Annotated in this window: 15 protein-coding genes and 3 tRNA genes; 8 read left to right on the forward strand and 10 right to left on the reverse strand. The window is 45.5% G+C overall.

Annotated elements, in window-relative coordinates; translation table 11 throughout:
* Positions 1 to 294: 294 nt before the first annotated feature.
* Together GWK74_02585 and GWK74_02590 are read left to right on the forward strand one after the other, a co-directional pair.
* The gene (locus tag GWK74_02585) at positions 295 to 2,040 is read left to right on the forward strand and encodes a site-specific DNA-methyltransferase (GenBank protein ID QHU90398.1); all 1,746 of its coding nucleotides are present in this window, start codon (positions 295 to 297) and stop codon (positions 2,038 to 2,040) included.
* Positions 2,037 to 4,580 (forward strand): DEAD/DEAH box helicase family protein, encoded by a 2,544-nt coding sequence (locus GWK74_02590; protein ID QHU90399.1) that lies wholly within the window; start codon positions 2,037 to 2,039, stop codon positions 4,578 to 4,580. Before GWK74_02585 ends, GWK74_02590 begins: the two co-directional genes overlap by 4 nt.
* Before the next feature lie 93 nt (positions 4,581 to 4,673).
* On the opposite strand, the gene GWK74_02595 is transcribed toward GWK74_02590, so the two are convergent.
* Positions 4,674 to 4,748: transfer RNA gene (locus GWK74_02595), tRNA-Gly, on the reverse strand.
* Positions 4,749 to 5,146: 398 nt separating this feature from the next.
* On the opposite strand from GWK74_02595, the gene GWK74_02600 reads away from it, so the two are divergent.
* The 4 genes from GWK74_02600 (at position 5,147) to GWK74_02615 (ending at position 7,341) form a co-directional block, all read left to right on the forward strand.
* On the forward strand, positions 5,147 to 6,034 hold the full coding sequence (locus GWK74_02600; GenBank protein QHU90844.1) for a family 16 glycosylhydrolase: 888 nt from the start codon (positions 5,147 to 5,149) through the stop codon (positions 6,032 to 6,034).
* 49 nt (positions 6,035 to 6,083) lie between these two features.
* Positions 6,084 to 6,159, forward strand: a tRNA-Phe gene (locus GWK74_02605).
* A gap of 49 nt (positions 6,160 to 6,208) precedes the next feature.
* Positions 6,209 to 6,284: transfer RNA gene (locus GWK74_02610), tRNA-Gly, on the forward strand.
* A 100-nt stretch (positions 6,285 to 6,384) separates the two neighbouring features.
* Positions 6,385 to 7,341, forward strand: a complete 957-nt coding sequence (locus tag GWK74_02615; GenBank protein ID QHU90400.1) for a DUF4238 domain-containing protein — start codon at positions 6,385 to 6,387, stop codon at positions 7,339 to 7,341.
* 43 nt (positions 7,342 to 7,384) lie between these two features.
* On the opposite strand, the gene GWK74_02620 is transcribed toward GWK74_02615, so the two are convergent.
* The 3 genes from GWK74_02620 to GWK74_02630 all read right to left on the reverse strand — a co-directional run bounded on the left by GWK74_02620 (position 7,385) and on the right by GWK74_02630 (position 9,200).
* Complete coding sequence (locus GWK74_02620; protein QHU90401.1) at positions 7,385 to 8,104, reverse strand: hypothetical protein; 720 nt, start codon at positions 8,102 to 8,104, stop codon at positions 7,385 to 7,387.
* A gap of 27 nt (positions 8,105 to 8,131) precedes the next feature.
* Complete coding sequence (locus tag GWK74_02625; protein QHU90402.1) at positions 8,132 to 8,797, reverse strand: hypothetical protein; 666 nt, start codon at positions 8,795 to 8,797, stop codon at positions 8,132 to 8,134.
* A gap of 85 nt (positions 8,798 to 8,882) precedes the next feature.
* Positions 8,883 to 9,200 (reverse strand): TrpR YerC/YecD, encoded by a 318-nt coding sequence (locus tag GWK74_02630; protein QHU90403.1) that lies wholly within the window; start codon positions 9,198 to 9,200, stop codon positions 8,883 to 8,885.
* A gap of 96 nt (positions 9,201 to 9,296) precedes the next feature.
* On the opposite strand from GWK74_02630, the gene GWK74_02635 reads away from it, so the two are divergent.
* Entirely contained in the window at positions 9,297 to 10,889 is a 1,593-nt protein-coding gene (locus tag GWK74_02635) for an alpha-amylase (protein QHU90404.1), read from the forward strand.
* Positions 10,890 to 11,070: 181 nt separating this feature from the next.
* Here the strand turns inward: GWK74_02635 and GWK74_02640 are convergent, their stop codons facing one another.
* The 6 genes from GWK74_02640 to GWK74_02665 form a co-directional block, all read right to left on the reverse strand.
* Positions 11,071 to 11,631 carry a hypothetical protein gene (locus GWK74_02640; protein QHU90405.1) on the reverse strand — a complete coding sequence of 187 codons (561 nt, stop codon included), beginning with the start codon at positions 11,629 to 11,631 and terminating at the stop codon, positions 11,071 to 11,073.
* A 197-nt stretch (positions 11,632 to 11,828) separates the two neighbouring features.
* Entirely contained in the window at positions 11,829 to 12,752 is a 924-nt protein-coding gene (locus GWK74_02645) for a tyrosine-type recombinase/integrase (GenBank protein QHU90406.1), read from the reverse strand.
* Between the two features lie 1,112 nt (positions 12,753 to 13,864).
* Complete coding sequence (locus GWK74_02650; protein ID QHU90407.1) at positions 13,865 to 14,122, reverse strand: hypothetical protein; 258 nt, start codon at positions 14,120 to 14,122, stop codon at positions 13,865 to 13,867.
* 11 nt (positions 14,123 to 14,133) lie between these two features.
* Positions 14,134 to 14,364 carry a hypothetical protein gene (locus GWK74_02655; GenBank protein QHU90845.1) on the reverse strand — a complete coding sequence of 77 codons (231 nt, stop codon included), beginning with the start codon at positions 14,362 to 14,364 and terminating at the stop codon, positions 14,134 to 14,136.
* A 108-nt stretch (positions 14,365 to 14,472) separates the two neighbouring features.
* The gene (locus tag GWK74_02660; protein QHU90408.1) at positions 14,473 to 16,194 is read right to left on the reverse strand and encodes a hypothetical protein; all 1,722 of its coding nucleotides are present in this window, start codon (positions 16,192 to 16,194) and stop codon (positions 14,473 to 14,475) included.
* A 2-nt stretch (positions 16,195 to 16,196) separates the two neighbouring features.
* Positions 16,197 to 16,604 carry a hypothetical protein gene (locus GWK74_02665; GenBank protein QHU90409.1) on the reverse strand — a complete coding sequence of 136 codons (408 nt, stop codon included), beginning with the start codon at positions 16,602 to 16,604 and terminating at the stop codon, positions 16,197 to 16,199.
* A gap of 68 nt (positions 16,605 to 16,672) precedes the next feature.
* On the opposite strand from GWK74_02665, the gene GWK74_02670 reads away from it, so the two are divergent.
* Positions 16,673 to 17,077 (forward strand): hypothetical protein, encoded by a 405-nt coding sequence (locus GWK74_02670; GenBank protein ID QHU90410.1) that lies wholly within the window; start codon positions 16,673 to 16,675, stop codon positions 17,075 to 17,077.
* The last annotated feature ends 1 nt before the right edge of the window (position 17,078 follow it).

Genomic DNA, 17,078 nt, shown 5'->3' on the forward strand with positions numbered 1-17,078 from the left:
ACAGATCGCTAAAACTGTGTAGCTTGAGAACCAACCGAAAAAACCAAGAATATTACCACATGATATACAAAAATGACTTATTTCACGCTATAATAGAATAGTCTTGAGTTATTTAAAAGTAACAGTAAGTTAGCGCGGTACAAAAACTGCTTGTGCCTGCACGACGATTAAATGACGCCGTGTAGGATAAACGCAGAACGTTCGTCGTGCTGTTGCTTAAACGACTTAAGACATCGTGGACTGCACGGTGTCATTTTTTATTTCATGACATCGTCCACTGAAAGAAAGGGTTATGTGAGTAAACAGCAGCAACAAATCGACCTACTAAACCGTGCGCTCGATTTTGTCAGACAAGGTAAAGAGATCCCAACAGATTGGGCAAAAGTGATATTTCCTAGCGAGAAGCGCGAATACGAACTAAGTTATTATGGCAAGCAAACCGCTGAGGCGATATTAGCTGATGTAGACCCGGTACCCTTGCAAGAAGTAAGCAACTTTAATACACCTGCGGATTACGAAGGCTGGCAAAATAAACTTATTTTTGGCGATAATTTGCAAGTGCTAAAACGACTTATTGAAGATAAGAAAAATGACAAACTGAAAAACGCTGACGGTACAGATGGTGTGCGTCTCGTATATATCGACCCACCGTTTTCGACTCGCAAAGACTTCAAGGTGTCAGGTGAAGACCAGAAAGCATACCAAGACAAAGTTGCGGGCGCGGAGTTCCTGGAGTGGTTGCGTCGTCGATTGATTTTGCTCAAGGAAGTTATGGCGGACGACGGCTCAATTTATGTGCATTTAGACTATCGAAAAGGACATTATGTAAAAGTCTTGCTTGATGAAGTATTTGGTGAGAAAAATCTACGTAATGAAATTATATGGTGCTATACAGGACCCGGTTCCCCCGGTATGAAACAGTTTAATCGAAAGCATGATGTTATTTATTGGTATTCAAAGTCGGACAAATGGCATTTTAACAGTACTGATGTGCGTGTGCCATATAAAGATGAAAATCAATCTTTAAGGAAAGCATTTGCATCTGACGGTAGCTGGTCTGATGAAGATATTGCAAAAATGCGAGAGCGCGGTAGAATCCCTGACGATTGGTGGGAGTTTTCGGTTGCAGCGAGAAAACGAGTTGACGGTATAGAGCGAACGGCTTATCCGACAGAAAAACCACAGCCGCTGCTTGAGCGTATAATCAAGGCAAGTTCTGGCGAGGGCGACATTATTCTTGATTGCTTTGCTGGGTCTGGAACGAGTCTGTTTGTCGCCGAGAAGCTCAATCGACGTTGGATTTCTTGTGATGTCGGTAAACTCTCAGTATATACGCAGCAAAAACGTCTACTGGGAATGTCTGAGAAACAAGCAAGTCCGTTTACTCTTTACAGCTCTGGCTTGTACGATTTTGCAAAAATACGCGAATTACCGCGTGATGACTGGCGACTATTCGCCTTGCAACTTTTTAATTGTATTGACGATCAGCACAAAATCAAAGGCTTTGCATTTGACGGCAAGCGAGAAGGTCAGAGTGTATGGATTTATGATTTTCACTCTACCGACGCGAAAATCACAACCGAAACGATTGACGATATGCATGCGCGGATTGGCGACAGTGTGGACGGTGATGTGTTTATTGCCGAGCTACATAAGCGCAAGTTTACCGCCATTAACCAGCCGCGCAATAGTGAAGATGTAAACGACGGTATTGAGGCGGTGGGCTTTGACTTTATACAGCTACCAGACCTAGAATTTGAGATAGCGGCTGGCAAGCTGCATATCAAGCAGTTTGAAGGCAAGACGCGCAATCGAGGACAAGACGAAACGCACGGTTGGGATAGTTTTTCTATGCTGATGATTAACTATAGCTATGATGGTGAGGTGTTTGACCTTGACGAAGTGAAGTATGCGAAAGATTTTAACGAGCAAGCGGTTGATTTTGCTAGCGATAAAATCACTGATAGAGCTATGCTGATATTTCTTGATAAGTTCGGCAACGAAGTTCGCGCTATTATTAGCAAAGAGGACATAAAATGAGCGACAAAATCGCCATAAAGAATCAAGACTTGGTGCTGCGCGTTTCGCATGATGTCGATCCGTCGGTGTGGAACGAAGACAAGTATTTTCAATTTGTGAATCGGCTGTGCGGTACACGTGAGTATCAAAAGGAGGCTATTTGGACGGCACTTCGCTATCTGCTGGGCGAGCAGTACGAAAACTTGGCAAGGTTGGCACAAGAGAACTGGCAAAACGGTAGTAATGAGGCATTGGTTGGTAAGTTTCGGACGTTTGAGTCATTTCGCGATAAGCTGTCATTCCCTGATAAACTTGCTGGCTCACTCGATCTTGCGACTGGCACGGGCAAAAGCTACGTGCTATATGGTATCGCAGCCATAATGTTAGCAGAGGGCAAGGTCGATAGAGTATTAGTACTATGTCCGTCTACGACGATAGAGGATGGTTTGCTGGAAAAGTTTCGTGAGCTGGCGAGTGATACGGAGCTGGCATCGCTGCTGGGTGCAGCTGTGCCAAAAATTATCAATGGCTCGGAGTCGGTGGTGGCTGGGGCGATTTGTGTCGAAAATTATCATCAGATTTTGGAAAATGCTACATCATCAATTCGTGATTCGTTGACTGGCAAGGGTGCACGAACACTTGTATTGAACGATGAAGCGCACCACGTTTACAGCAACGAAAACGGCGATCCTAAAAAACCAGAAACAATCCGAAAATGGAAGGCGTTTTTGGACTCGCCAGAGTTTGGGTTTCGCTATATCATTGGTGTATCTGGCACGTGTTATATAAAAGACAGCTACTTCCCTGATGTTTTGTATCGGTATTCGCTGCGTCAAGCGATAGAAAATGGCTATGTGAAGAGTGTGCAGTATATCGTAAAGGCTGATGATTTGCGTGACAAGAGTCAGAAATGGCAACTTGTCGTAAACAAACATAATGAGCGAGTAGACGAAGTAAAGGGCTTGGGTATTCTGCCGATTACGATAGTTGTCGCGCAAAAGACACGCTCATGCGACTCTATCGCGGCGGAGTTTAAGGATTTTCTGAAGGAAACGCAAGGTTTGAGTGATGAGCAGGTAAATGAAAAAGTGCTTGTGGCGCATAGTAAGTCGAAAGAAAACTATCGTCTAAAAGGTATTGATAATGACGATAACAAGATTGAGTGGGTGTTCTCTGTATCGATGCTGACGGAGGGCTGGGATGTTAAGCGTGTATTTCAGATTGTGCCACACGAAGAGCGCGCGTTTAACTCTAAGCTGTTGATTGCACAGGTTATGGGACGTGGCTTGCGTATTCCTATTGGTTGGCATATGTCTGCTGGGCAGCCTAAAGTCGTTGTGTTTAATCACGAATCGTGGGCTGGCGCAGTACAAGGTTTAGTAAATGATGTGCTGGAGTTTGATAAGAAAATTGTGTGTCGCAATGTACCAGAATCGGAATATAATTTTGAGCTACTCAATGTCAAATACGACCCACGCACAAAGACAAAAACTGTTACTAAAAAGCCTGTCGATAACTTGTTCAAGAAAGGTTACGTGGCACTAGCAACCGCACAAGAACAAGAAGAAAAATATATCGAGTTTGACGAGCTGGTGTCGGGCGGAGTGAGTACGAAATGGAAGACGACGCTGCGAAACAAAACGTACTCAATCGATGAAATGGCGCAAACGATGTTCGATAGGCTGGGCGAGGTCGACGAGGCGGAAACGTATCAACAAGAATACCCTATCGAGAAACTAAAAAGCATTATCAAGCGTTCGCTTGAAGAAAGCGGCAGTAGTGTTATCACGGACGAATCGCGGCAAAAATTGCTTCATGCGCTAAACACAATTCGCCAAAAGACAGTTGAAATACCAGAGGCGCGATTTGAGATTGTGCCGACTAATTTTACAGAGATAAGGACGAGTGATTATGCAAAGTATGATTCGGTAAGTGCGTCGAGTTTGCACAAAGATAAATACTTGTTTGTAACTGGCGAAACTGCTAATCATATATCGTCCGAGGAAAAAGAGTTTTACGGCGAGCTGTCGGACAAGCTCAATAGTTTTAACGTGATACCTATCGCTAACAAGTACGAGTTCAAGACGCCTCTCAATTTAGTTATTGCCGACTCGAACCCAGAGGCACGTTTTATCGAAATGCTGACAAACAAAGACACTGCATTATTCATCGACAAATGGATTAAATCAGCGCACGTAGGATTTTATAGTATAAATTATTCGTGGCGATCGGAGTCTCACCACTCAAAGATTAGTAACTTTAACCCTGACTTTTTCATCGTTACCGGCAATCGTATTATTGTTGCAGAAGTCAAAGGTGATGAAAAGCTGCGTGGTGATGATGAATATGACTATCTGGAAAATAAAGGTAAAAATGTTTGGGCTAAAAAGCATTTTGAGATAATCAATGAAGAATTGGAAAAACGTGGGTCGGATGTGCGATATAAGTTTACGTTTATCACGCCTAAAAGTTTTGGTGCGCTGGCTGAGGCTATTAAGAGCGAAAATGTGGACAAGATAGATAAGTTCACTAGTGAATTAGATATCGTATTTCAACAATAGGCTGAGCAGCGAGCTACACAGTTTTAGCGATCTGTGGCGAAATAGGTTCGAGCTTTGGTATAAATTGCCACCAGAACGGAGCTTTCTGAGGTTTGGTGCGGATGGGGAGAGTCGAACTCCCGTCTCAACCTTGGGAAGGTCACATAATAGCCGTTATACGACACCCGCGACGAGAATATTATACCTGATTCTCCGCCAAACTACTAGAGTATTGCAGCATTTTCTTGACGCTTACGCTAAAAGTTTGACATATAATTTTAGTGCGCTACAATAGATACATGACGAAGCGAAAACTGGTTACAACTAGCATAGCAACTCTAATCGTCGTCGGCGGCTTGTCGCTTGGTGCACTGCACTTCTTGTCGCAGGTAAATAACGCCCCGCCCCAAGCGACAAAATACGCTGACCGAACTACGTCGCCGACTGGCTCATCTGGCTCATTGAGTACCGATAGTCGCTCTCGCTCTGATACCAACTCCACGAACGATAATCAGCAACCAAGCAAGCCCAACCAAAACACTGACAATAAGCCGACGCCAGCTGAGCACAATTGGGTAACGCAGACGATGCGCCAGAATCAAGCCCAGACCACAAATCAACAGCCCGAACGTCGCGACCCTCATGGCTCAACTGAGCAGACTAATCAACTGCCGCACAACAACTCATCAAACAATAACTCTAGCAATAAGAGGCACAAGCGTAGCGTTCCAAGCCAGCCTCAGCCATCAAAGCCCAGCGGTCCGGCGAACCACGACCGGAACCAGGCGGCAATTGATGGCTGGCAGATTGATTATTTTGAAGGCTTTGACTCATCGATCAAGCAAACTAAATGGGTGCAGTACGGCTGGGGCGATCCAGCGGTTGGCCACGGCTGTATGGGCGTGATGTCACAACGCAATTCGTTCACTCGAGACGGCAAACTGGTAATTCGTACTCAGTACGAGAACGGCCAGTGGAGTACTGGTGGCGCCGGCTCAGGTGATGTATTCACCGCCTCACGCGGTCGCTGGGAAGTTCGCGCCAAGTTCCCGAAAGCCAAAGGTGTTGGCTACGCATTCCTTCTCTGGCCAAAGGACGAAGGCTGGCCGCCAGAGATTGATTTCGCTGAGGGGCGCGTCAATGGTCCTCGTGTTGAGGCAACGTACCACTGGGATCCGGACAACAAGCAAAAGCAAGCATCCCTTGATAATCACGACATGCACGGCTGGCACACATACGGCGTTATCGTCGAGAAAGATCATATAATCTTTACGCTGGATGGTAAAGAATGGGGTCGTATCAAGCATCCGAACGTGACTGACAAGCAGATGTTCCTCGGCGTGCAGGCTGGAGCGATGAACCCGAACGGCATTAATAAGCATACCGAGACCGTTGACGGCGGCGTACCTAATCCACTCACGCCAGCCGTATCCGATATCGAAATTGACTATGTAGCGCATTACGTGCGGAAATAGCGGCTTGCCAGATAACGGCAACTTTAGTACAATGAAATAGCAAGTTTGTGGCTCTTTAGCTCAGTTGGTAGAGCAGAGGCCTGAAGAGCCTTGTGTCCCCAGTTCGAGTCTGGGAGGAGCCACCAAACATTGCATTTTATTCGCGGCTTTGTTACAATAAACCGTGAGCCACATGCGGGTATAGCTCAGTTGTTAGAGCGCTTCCTTGCCATGGAAGAGGCCAGGAGTTAGAGTCTCCTTACCCGCACCATATAAGACTTTTCAGCGCCTGGAGGGTCTTTTTGATTTTCCTGGATATAACCCTTATTTGTTCTTAATTAATTATAGTATGCGATTAGCCGTAATAGTATATGAGCAACCAACAGATAAAAAAGCAACCAACAAAACGACAGCATTGGCTACCTCGTAGTTCTTATTTGCAAAACTTCACCGTTGACGGCAAGGTCAAGACTTATTGGCTTGGAAATAATGGCCGTGCTAAGTTTATACAAACTGCTGAACAAAAAGACATAGCACCTATCAATGTTGCTGTAAAAAATAATCTATATGAAACGCCACTTCTGCCGACCAATGCCGTTGAGAATGTTTTAGCTCAAATAGAAGGAGACTATGGAAAGATACTAGATAATAAAATCAAAAAGAGTAAGCGACTTAGCAGAGAAGATCATGAAAAAGTAGCTTTATATATAAGCACACTAGAAAGCCGCACAATTAAACAGCAGAACCATCTAAATAATTTCCTGAATCAACTTAATGAAATGGGTCGTGCAATATCATTAGGACATAACGCACCAGATGCAGCTGATAGGTGGAGTAAAAAGATAGAAATGATGGAGGAAATATTTTTTCTCGAATCAATACTCGTATCTTTAGACGTAAATAAATGGGGACCATTGGATTTTTGTTTTCTAAGACCATCAGATACTGTTGACATTGAATTTATAACATCAGATCACCCCGTAACAGTTACTGATTTTACTAAAGACAACTCTCCGTTCGGACTTAATCATTGGCATAAAACAGCCGAATGTATAGTTCCACTCACTCCAAAAATAGCACTGTTCGGTAATAGGTGCGGCATCACTGGATACAAAGAAATAGATTATAACTTTGTTCGTGAAATAAACAACCGTACACTACGGCGAGCAGATAAGATAATTATCTCTGCAAGTCCAATCCCAGAGTACGAAGAAAAGGCCATAGTCGAGCGTGCACCGCAGAGCTTACTGCTTAATTTTCTGAAACTGCCGGACGGTCAAATTGACAAGATTATTAAGAAGCAAAATAAACAAGAACAGAACAAATAATTTAAGCTTACAATCAATCCGTCGTAGCAATCACAAAAATAGTCTAGCTATCAATCCTGTTCAATAGCCCTCCATAATTATACGGCGTGAATTTGTCATTGATAAAGATCGGATAGGCCGGAGTTTTTACTCCCATCTTTTCTGCCAAATTCTGGTCAATCGGCTGGAATGCTCTTAGGTTTGCCTGATCAAGGTTTAACCTTGTTTTATCCTCCAGGGTTATCCGATATACAAAGCGAAACTTCTCCACCCCTGAGACCGCCCGGCAATCAGCAATTTCCTTTTCAGCAAGCATTTGCAGCTTCTGGCGCCAGACTTTCACATCGTTCAGCCTGCTCTGAACACTAATTTCTATCGATACGCAATTAAGCGCATACTTATTTATGCAATCATAATCTGCCACAATCACCCGAGGCAAACCTAGCAGCCACGACGCGGCCAGCAGCTCCTCATTTGCACCCTCCCCGACAAACGTACAATCATTATCCGGACAAAACGTATTGTGAAAGTCAAGCGCAATATCATACTCCTTGCACATTTCCAATAGCTCAATCGGACGCCATTGCTCGTATATGCCGCTTGATTTCACGCCAGGAAATGACCGGTTCAAGTCTTGTTCGATGAACCGCTTATTTCTTTTTATTGCCTCCTCATTCGCCAGTACACTGTCAATATTTTCCAGCGGATTTTCCTGTAAACTCTTGACCAAATCAATGCCCAGCATTTCATTCCCGTGCATGCCGCCGATTACTAATATTTTCATATTCTTATCCTCCTTATATATTATTTTTTACCGAGATAAATCAATTGATACAAAATTCCGCCAATCAGGAACATCAGATTTGGATTTATCAATGGTCGCATCATCGCCAAAGTCTCTCATAGCTGCGCGCGTCATTGCCGGCGCAATAGTCCGATAAGCCACATTCGTCTGATCTAGGCGATCGGAAAACCCGCATACCATTGGGCGGAAATTCACTAGATTATTACGTCTCGAGACTTGGCGGTCGGCGAAAACTTCATCCAGCCATAATATCTCTGGGTTAGGGGCAGCGGTTGGCGCGTACTTCCGCTTAAGCCACGCTGCCATTTCCAGCGACCCAGGGTATTTTTCCGCCGCAATCTGCGCTGGATTAGCCGTCCAAGCGACCGCCGCCAATACCAGTCCCGCTGGCGTCTCCTCGATATACCAACATGTTGGGCGCGTCTCGCCGATAGCATCAAATTTCTCGGTCAATTCCTGTTCTGTATAGGCTTCGTCGCCAGTCGCGCTACCGCAAGCTTGACATATATCACCAGGATTTTGACGAGAATAACCCGACGAGCAGCCGCCGCATTTACTTACTTCATACCAAGGTTCTGCCGCGAACGCCGCTTGATACGCGGGAATAATCGCGTCATACTTCTCCCTCGCCTCATCTGGCGCAGCGAACCTCGCTGTTCTTATTTCACTCATAAATATCTCCAAAATTAACTAAATTAACTGTCAAAAAATCAAAACGCCAGCGTCGCGCCGGCATTTATTTGGATTTATTCGCAAACTACTCAGCGCGAGCTGGCCAAACGTGCGAATGATGCTTAAAGACGTTTTTATAGCCGCCAGTACCGTTTTGCATCCAGTCGCTAATCCGAGCAACCGTACGGCTACTGAGCTTCGTCGCTGCAATGACGTCAGCGTATTTTTCGCCTTTTGATAACATTTTGGCAGCTTGTAGGCGCGCGCCAACTTCAATAATCTCCTTCTGAGTCATGACATCGCGAAGAAACGCCCGCATTTCATTAGGGTCACTTATACTAGCAAGAACATCCGCCAGCTGACGCGACTGTTCATCTTTCCAAATATCGTTCTTGCCATTCATATTTTTAGTTTACCAAAGTAAAGTAAAAATGTCAATAGCCTTCGTGTCATCGACTAAAAACTGGCATTTTGCTCTCATCTCGCTTATACTTAAATCATGAAAACTTGGCAAGATGTTGCTTCTTTGTATCAGATTTATCCGCGTAGTTTTCGGGATACCAATGGCGATGGGATTGGCGATTTGAATGGCATTACCGAGAAGCTGGATTATTTGGCGTGGCTGGGCGTTGACGGGATTTGGATTTCACCGTTTTTTACCTCGCCGCTGACTGATTTTGGCTATGATATCGCTGACTACCGAGCGATTGATCCGACATTTGGCGGGCTGGATGATTTTCGGGCGCTATTAGAAAAAGCTCATATCCTCGATATCAAAGTCATGATCGATCTCGTTCCCTGCCACACGTCTGATCAACATTCGTGGTTTCAGGAAGCGCGGTCATCGCGCGACAATCCCAAGCGTGATTATTATGTCTGGCGTAACGGGCGAGACGGCAATGAGCCAAATAATTGGCGAAGTTTATCTGGCGGCAGTTCATGGGAGTTTGATGAGCAAACCGGTCAATTTTATCTCCACTCATTCCTGAAGACACAGCCGGATTTGAATTGGGATAATCCTGCGGTTCGCGATGAGATAAAAAACGTGGTGCGATTTTGGTTTGATATGGGCGTGGACGGCATGCGGGTTGACGCGATTTGGGGCATTTCTAAAGATCCGGAATTTGGCAATGATTCGCCAAATCCTGATTTTTCTGGCGACCCAAAAGCTTACGGTGCGTTCATCCACGACCACTGTAAAATGGGGCCGCATTTTCAAGAATACCTGCGTGAGCTGGCGGCGGTTTGTGATGAATATGACGATAAGCAGATGGTGTTTGAATTTTATCCGGACGAGAAGTTGGGCGATATTTACCAGCAGTACCGCCAAGTGCTGACCGCCCATCCAAAGGCGTCGGCATTTTTCATGGAGTATCGCCAGGACGAGTGGCATGCGGAGCATACCGGGCAGAAGATTGAGAATTATCTGCGAGCGGCAGGTTCGGCCAAACCGTTTTTCTGCGTTGGCAATCACGATCAGCCGCGCATTGCCTCGCGGCTCGGGGCGGAACGAGCGCGGGCTTTGCACTTTCTCAATCTGCTCACACCGGGTATTAGCGTAATGTACTATGGTGATGAGATTGGCATGACCAATGGCGAGCTGACCGCTGATGACATTCAGGATAATTTCAGTCCCACCAATTCCGCCATCGACAGCCGCGACCTGGAGCGCACGCCGATGCAATGGGACGATACGCAGTTCGCTGGATTCTCAAGCGTACAACCGTGGCTGCCCGTTCACGCCAACGCCACCAAAACCAATGTCCTAACGCAGGCCATGCACCCTGACTCACTTCTGCATCTACACCGACGACTGCTTCACCTGCGGCGGAGTATGCCAGTGTTGCAGCGCGGCATGCTCGAAGTGATTAACACCGGTAATGGATTTGTCCTCGGTATCAAACGAGAGCTGGGCAGCGAGCGGGCTTGTATTTATATTAATTTCGCTGACCAAGACCAAACGATTCACCCACTCGAGCCAGTGACAATACAAGCCGCTACGTCAAGTCAACCTGTCGCACACAACACTGACAGCCAAACCATCGTCATCGCGCGCTATGGCGGACTGCTCATGAAGCCAGCACTACACTAATACAGCGGCGCCCACGACGCGACATACCTATTGAGTCCATTCGGACCGAGCCGGCCTGCACCCATTTAACTCAGCCTTACCGGCGACTGGCACCCAGCCGATATAGAATAGCAACTTATCAAGCTCATCGCCACTACCCTCAAACTAAGGCTGCAGTACCCCATATTCACTTATCTCCTTCTTATAATAAGCGCACCTTTGGATAGTTATTATCACCGAGCATACCAGTGTCCATAATCTCCAGTCCGATCTGCCTTCCGTCAGGATTGACCGCAAAAAACTCTGTCTCTAGGTGCGCTGGACCACTCAACATTCGCACGTATTGATCATTGATTGGCAGACGATGGACTATTGACTGCCTTACCTGACCACTCCCACGTTCACGCACTACCCAGCCAATATGGAATGGTGGCTCAGCCCGCAGCACGGCATAATGCCGCCAGCCAACGAGCCCTGGCGCATGAAAAAGAAATGAAAAGCGGCCCGGTAGTAGCTCGTCTGTCTCACCATTCGTCGTCACCGTCAGCGCTGGGTCTATCAGCGACGGATCAATATCACGCTGGCAATGCCACGGGTGGGTCTCCTGCATACTGTCTCGGCGAAAACCGCCCAACATAAACATCAGCGGCCGCATCGCTACGTCCGCCATTTTCGTCCATAACGGTAGGGGTTCAGGGCGAAGAGCCGAGTGATTGTGTTCGTCTCGCCGTTTCTCCATCATCACCTCACTGGTGTCAGTCACTTATCTCCTTACGGAAGTAAGTGAGGTGCGCACCCCCATAACTACGATTGTCCACCACAACAATTCCGTTCCGATGGCACAATTTCTGGCTACTGTACCTTTTAGTCGGTAGATAGCCATTTAGTTATTGGTGTAAAAATACCTGGGTGGGCGCATCCCCTTATTCCCATCTGCCCCCGATTATAGCAAACTGAAACTCATATGTCAATAGCATGAGCGTTTTTTCTGGCCCGATAGTACTGCCGTTCGACAGCATCGTCTTTTAACTGCAGATAAACCATAGTGGTAGATACGTCTGCATGACCTAGCAACTTTTGAATCGAGGAGATGTCGCAGCCATTGAGTAGTAGGCGCGTAGCATAGCTGTGGCGCAACTGGTGCGGCGTTATGTGCTTACCAGCGTAGCGCTTAAATGCACGCTGCAGCCATACACGAGCAGTCTTTGGGTTAGTGCGAAATAATGTGCCTGTATGACGCCCCCACTCCTCGATATAGGTATCAAGACGGGATCGGGCTTCTGGCGTTAGATAGACAGTGCGCTCCTTGCCACCTTTGCCAAGCACATACACCCTTAGATCATCAATATCATGATAAGTTAGCCGGCAAGCCTCTGCTATGCGAAGTCCTGTTTCGTACATAAGGTCAATCAGCATCTTCGCGTGAGGATCCTCTGTGCTTTTGATAACGTGGAGAATGACTTCATGCTCGATATATCGAGGGCGGGGTTTAGTATTTTTGCGCGATTTAATACTGTCTGGGTTAACACTTTTTACTCCTACTCTATCGGTAATATAGCGAAAAAATGATTTCAATATCCGTTTAGCAGAATTAGTAGTTGATGCAGCATGGGTCTTTGCAAATTCATAAAAATAGAAATCGATCCAATGTAGAGTGAGATCCTCAGCATACTGTTTACCGTTACTCCGACAAAACTCTACAAACTGCTTTAAGTGTGTTTGTTTAGTCGGTAGTGTATTTTCTGACATATTTTCAACATACTTACAGTGATAGATATAGCGCTCTGCTAGTTTTGATATTGTAGCCGTCTGGTCTTCCTCGCAAGATCTTACGACATCAGTAAAAAATAAAGCTGCCTTTTCGGTAGCCATTATTGTGTTCATAAAACTCCGAACCTCCGTAGTAGTGAATACTTGTTTTGTCTACGTAGAAATTATGAGCGCTCTTAGCATTATTTTGTCATAGTGCTCATGCTTATACAAGCAAAAACGAGGGCAGATATTTCTACATTTACCCCCGTTCAGATACATAGGTGAATTAGTCAGAGAGCATATCAAGATAGTGCTTCGTTTTACATTTAGGACAAGCTCTAACGACGAAATATGGCGCCATGGGACCACTATAGTTTCGAGGCTGATTCTTTAATACCTCAACTGAGTGATCAATTCGAATGATCTGCTTATATGTTTTCCATTCGTGTTCACATAAGTTACCGTCATTCTTTACAAGCAATCTCTGCTGTTGTCTATCAGCCTTGGCTCGGCTAATCCTGTCCATTAACTTATTGCGTAATTTTCTGACATTTGCCTCTGTCATACACCCACCTTCTTACACAAGAACGAGAATAAACGTGCTGGCTGCTGTCCGCGTTGAGCCTCTTCTACCAGTTGCCAAACTCTATATTCCGGCAATTTCAATGCTACCTTACAATAGAACGAAAAATAGTCATGATTGTTGAACTTGTCACAAAGCTGATACGCGATTGACTCTGCTCGACGTGTCTTTTGCCACTTGTCCATTGGCTGTTTTTTGCCCGATATAACTAAACAATTGTAATTGGTATTGAGATTGGGATTTCTTTCAGGAAATCTTTTACATTGAGATTGGGATTGCAATTGATGCGTCTTCACCTCTGTTAACCCTCCAAATTTAAGCCCAAATCTAACTAGCACCATTGCTAGACAGGGCGTTATGTGTTTGAGGAAATTCTGCAAGACCCATTAGTGCTTAGGGGCTTGACAAGATTTTCCTATTTTTCGTGATTTTGGGTCAAAATAAAATGGCCCCAACCGAAATAAAGTTCGGTAGAGGCCAGCAATATGACATTGATACGTCTACTTTAGCAAAATATTTGCATTAAGTCAACTGTTCGGAAATACCGAACAATTCAGTTTGTAGGCAGTCTTTACTATCTCAACTATAAAGAAATCCTTTCCAGTTCAAAAACCGCCCCGGAGCTTATCGAGGCGGTTTTCAGTTGTTCGGAAATACCGAACTACTCAACGGCTTGCTGCATCTGACGCACTAACTCAATAATTATCGTCTTGGCGGCCGACAGCCCGGCAGCAATCGCAGATAGCGTCGTCGCTAGTGTCAGCGCCCATAGCTCGTGCCAACTTGCCGAGAACAGCAGGTTTACGAGATTGATGCCAGCTAGTAAGAACGTTGCGATGAACGTCTGAAAAAACGTCCATAGTGCCCGCGCGGCAACGTCTTTGTAGTTAATATTCTTTAATGCTTCTAGTGATTTCATATTTCCTCCTATTATTTTTCCTCAGTGCCGTACACACCGCGAGCTTCACGCTCAGCCTTACGGTTAGCCAGCCACATGATAGCTTCCTCAATTTTTGTGAGAGCTACACTGTTTTCGCGGCAAGGCAATTCTCGGTTGTAGCCCGCTAGTTTTGCGTAAGCCACAATAAGCAAGTCCTCTATAAATACACCGTTGCGTTCTGTGGTAGCTGTACCGCCAGTTTGAAAATTGACTCTCAGCACCTCTTTACCGCCGATATTAAGAGAAACTTCATCGCCTGGCGTGCCGCGATTCAGTTCGCTGTGCAATTCTTCTAGTGCGTTATAGCTTAGTTTGTTCATATTTCCTCCTTATTTTTTCTTGAAAATCCCTAAGATCAGTTTTGCTAATTCCACCACTAGCCCCGACAGCCATCGCCAAAATCCTGTTGGCTTGTCGCCCTCTGGCTTTTGTGGCTGCTCAGGCTTTATCTCCGGCGTTTCCTGTGGCTTCTCTGGCTCAGATGGCTTTGTATCCGGTTCACTTGGTTTTGGCGATTCTGGCTCTTCTGGTGGTGTTGGTGTGGTTATTCTACCCAATGTCTTGAGCTCGTCAATTGATACTTTGGCTGTAGAGAAATCTAGGTTACCACCATAGCCATCAATTTTGCCATTATCGGTGAACTGATGGATTAGTGCGCCGTGCGCATAGTTGTTTTCAGTGCCGTAGTTTGGGTACCAGTCAACATGATCTAGTCCCAACTTTTGGACAATCGTGTTGCCGCCATATGTCAGCACCTGCTTGCCAGTTCCCTGCAGTACTAGATTGCGGAATGTCTTTAGATCTTCAGGTGTGCCCTCAAATTCTGGCTCTAGGTCAACGAACAGCAATGGTGCGTTCACCTGTCTTTGGGCTTCAATAAACCGTGCTGCCTCAGCCGCTACACCACCTTCGCTGAAATATGGCAGCCAATACAGTCCTAGTAGCTTATCTCCAGCGGCTTTAGCAAATTGCACCATCTTTGGTTGGTGTTTGTTAGCGTCACCGCCATTGCTTGGCCCAACATGGCCTGCCTTTACAATCACACCGGCAAATCGACTGAACACATTTACGACATCATCGCTCTGCCAGTTTGACACGTCAAGAATGATCTTGCTGTAGTCGGTAGGGGATGGGGCAGGTGCTTCTTGCTTGATTTCTGGTAGGTCATGTGTACCTACATCAGTAAAAGCGCCACTCCAAAGGAATAATTCGTTCAGTTTTGAAACAAACCAGATGTCGTTACCCTCAATGCTTTCACCGTGTGTCCAGCCTTTCATATCAACAACGCTACCACCATCGATTACCTGTGCTACGTCACTTGATGTATTTGGTGCTTTTCTGGCCCGCACACCCTGAGATACGGCCTGACGCTCTGTGGCCAGTAACTGTATCTGCGGCGTCAGATCTAGTAGATCGTGCGTTCCTTTGTCACTAAAAGCTTCAGCTGTCATGTATTTACCACTATTAGCCGTTACAAACCACACGGTATTTCCATCAACTGATTCGCCATTTGTGACATAGCCCTTCATAGCAACTGTTGCACCAGCATCGACCTGCTGGAATATACCGCTAGAAGTGTTAGCTTCTTCGCGGGCGTTAGCCGTCACTGAAGTCGTCCTAGATGCCTTATCTATTACATAGCTCAGCACACGATGAGGCCCGACACTCTCTGCCCAACCAATATATTGAGCGCGGTATTTCCGCTCTATTTCTTCTATAGAACCAAATACATCTGCTGTAGGTTTGTGAGATAATGGCGAGCTATAGAACAGGCCATCTTTATATACAGCAATGTGTCCATAGTTCTGATAACCATACCCGTAATCACCCCAGTGATCAAAGTATATTGGCACTGCCACACCTGCTGGTAAATTTCTATCCGTATGCTTACCCTCTGCTCTATTCCATGCATCAGCCGCAGTGCTCCCAGCCCAACCCGCACCAAACATGTGCTGTACGACGGCTAGACAGTAGCCGTACCAGTCCATGAGGACACTACCTCCCTGATAGACGACGGGGTCAGGATTAAAAGGCTTTTCCTGTTTCCACATAATTACTTTGACACCTCCTTTACTTCTTTTATTACTTCGCGCATCTCTGGTTTGGCTTGCTGTATTGAGTTAATAAATTGGGTTATAACAAAAAACGCCACCGTACCGATAAGAACAGTTAGCCCGGTGTATTTGACGATGAGCCCTACGAGCTTTTTTTCTCCGGCAATGATTGATTTAATAAATATATTGCCATCGAGTTTTTTATTACGATCATTGATGTTATTAATAGATTTTTCTAGGCTTGATAGTTTATCGTCCACATATTTCTTGCGCTCGTTAAACTCAGTCCTGCTGACTAGTCCATCAAGCTTATTTAAGATTTGCGCAAGGGACGGTTCGACAACCTTTTCGTTAAATGTCTCTAAACGGGCTAAACGCTCGGTCTGCTCGATGTCTGATTTCTGCATATAAAAAACGGAAGCCTTTCGTGATTACGAGTGCTTCCGTTTCTATGAGATCACACTTTATTTAGTTTATGACCATATTATACCACCCCATTATTACATCCGACAAGATCAATTTAGCGACGCTCAAAAAGTATTCGAGAGATGAAGTTGATACTGGTTTCAAATGGATTGATGGCCGTCCAATCTATCGTAAGGTAGTCCAGGGTACAGTTGACTTATTGGGCGGCGAAAATAGAGGCAAGTTAGAGCATGGTATTATCGGGCTGACCGCAAAGTTTGATATTGTGAACATATCTGGTGAGATTGTGCTTGGCGGTACTATAGAAAATTCCGGAACGAAGCAAACACTGCCACATATCGAGGGAAACCATCGGGCTGGTATTGCATCTGTTACGCCAACAAACATTGAAATCGCAGGAACATATCCTTGGAGAAGCTGTGGTGTGAGTATAGTTATAGAATATACTAAATAAC

It is taken from the genome of Candidatus Saccharibacteria bacterium oral taxon 488 (genome assembly GCA_010202115.1).
Classification (GTDB): domain Bacteria; phylum Patescibacteriota; class Saccharimonadia; order Saccharimonadales; family Saccharimonadaceae; genus Nanosynbacter.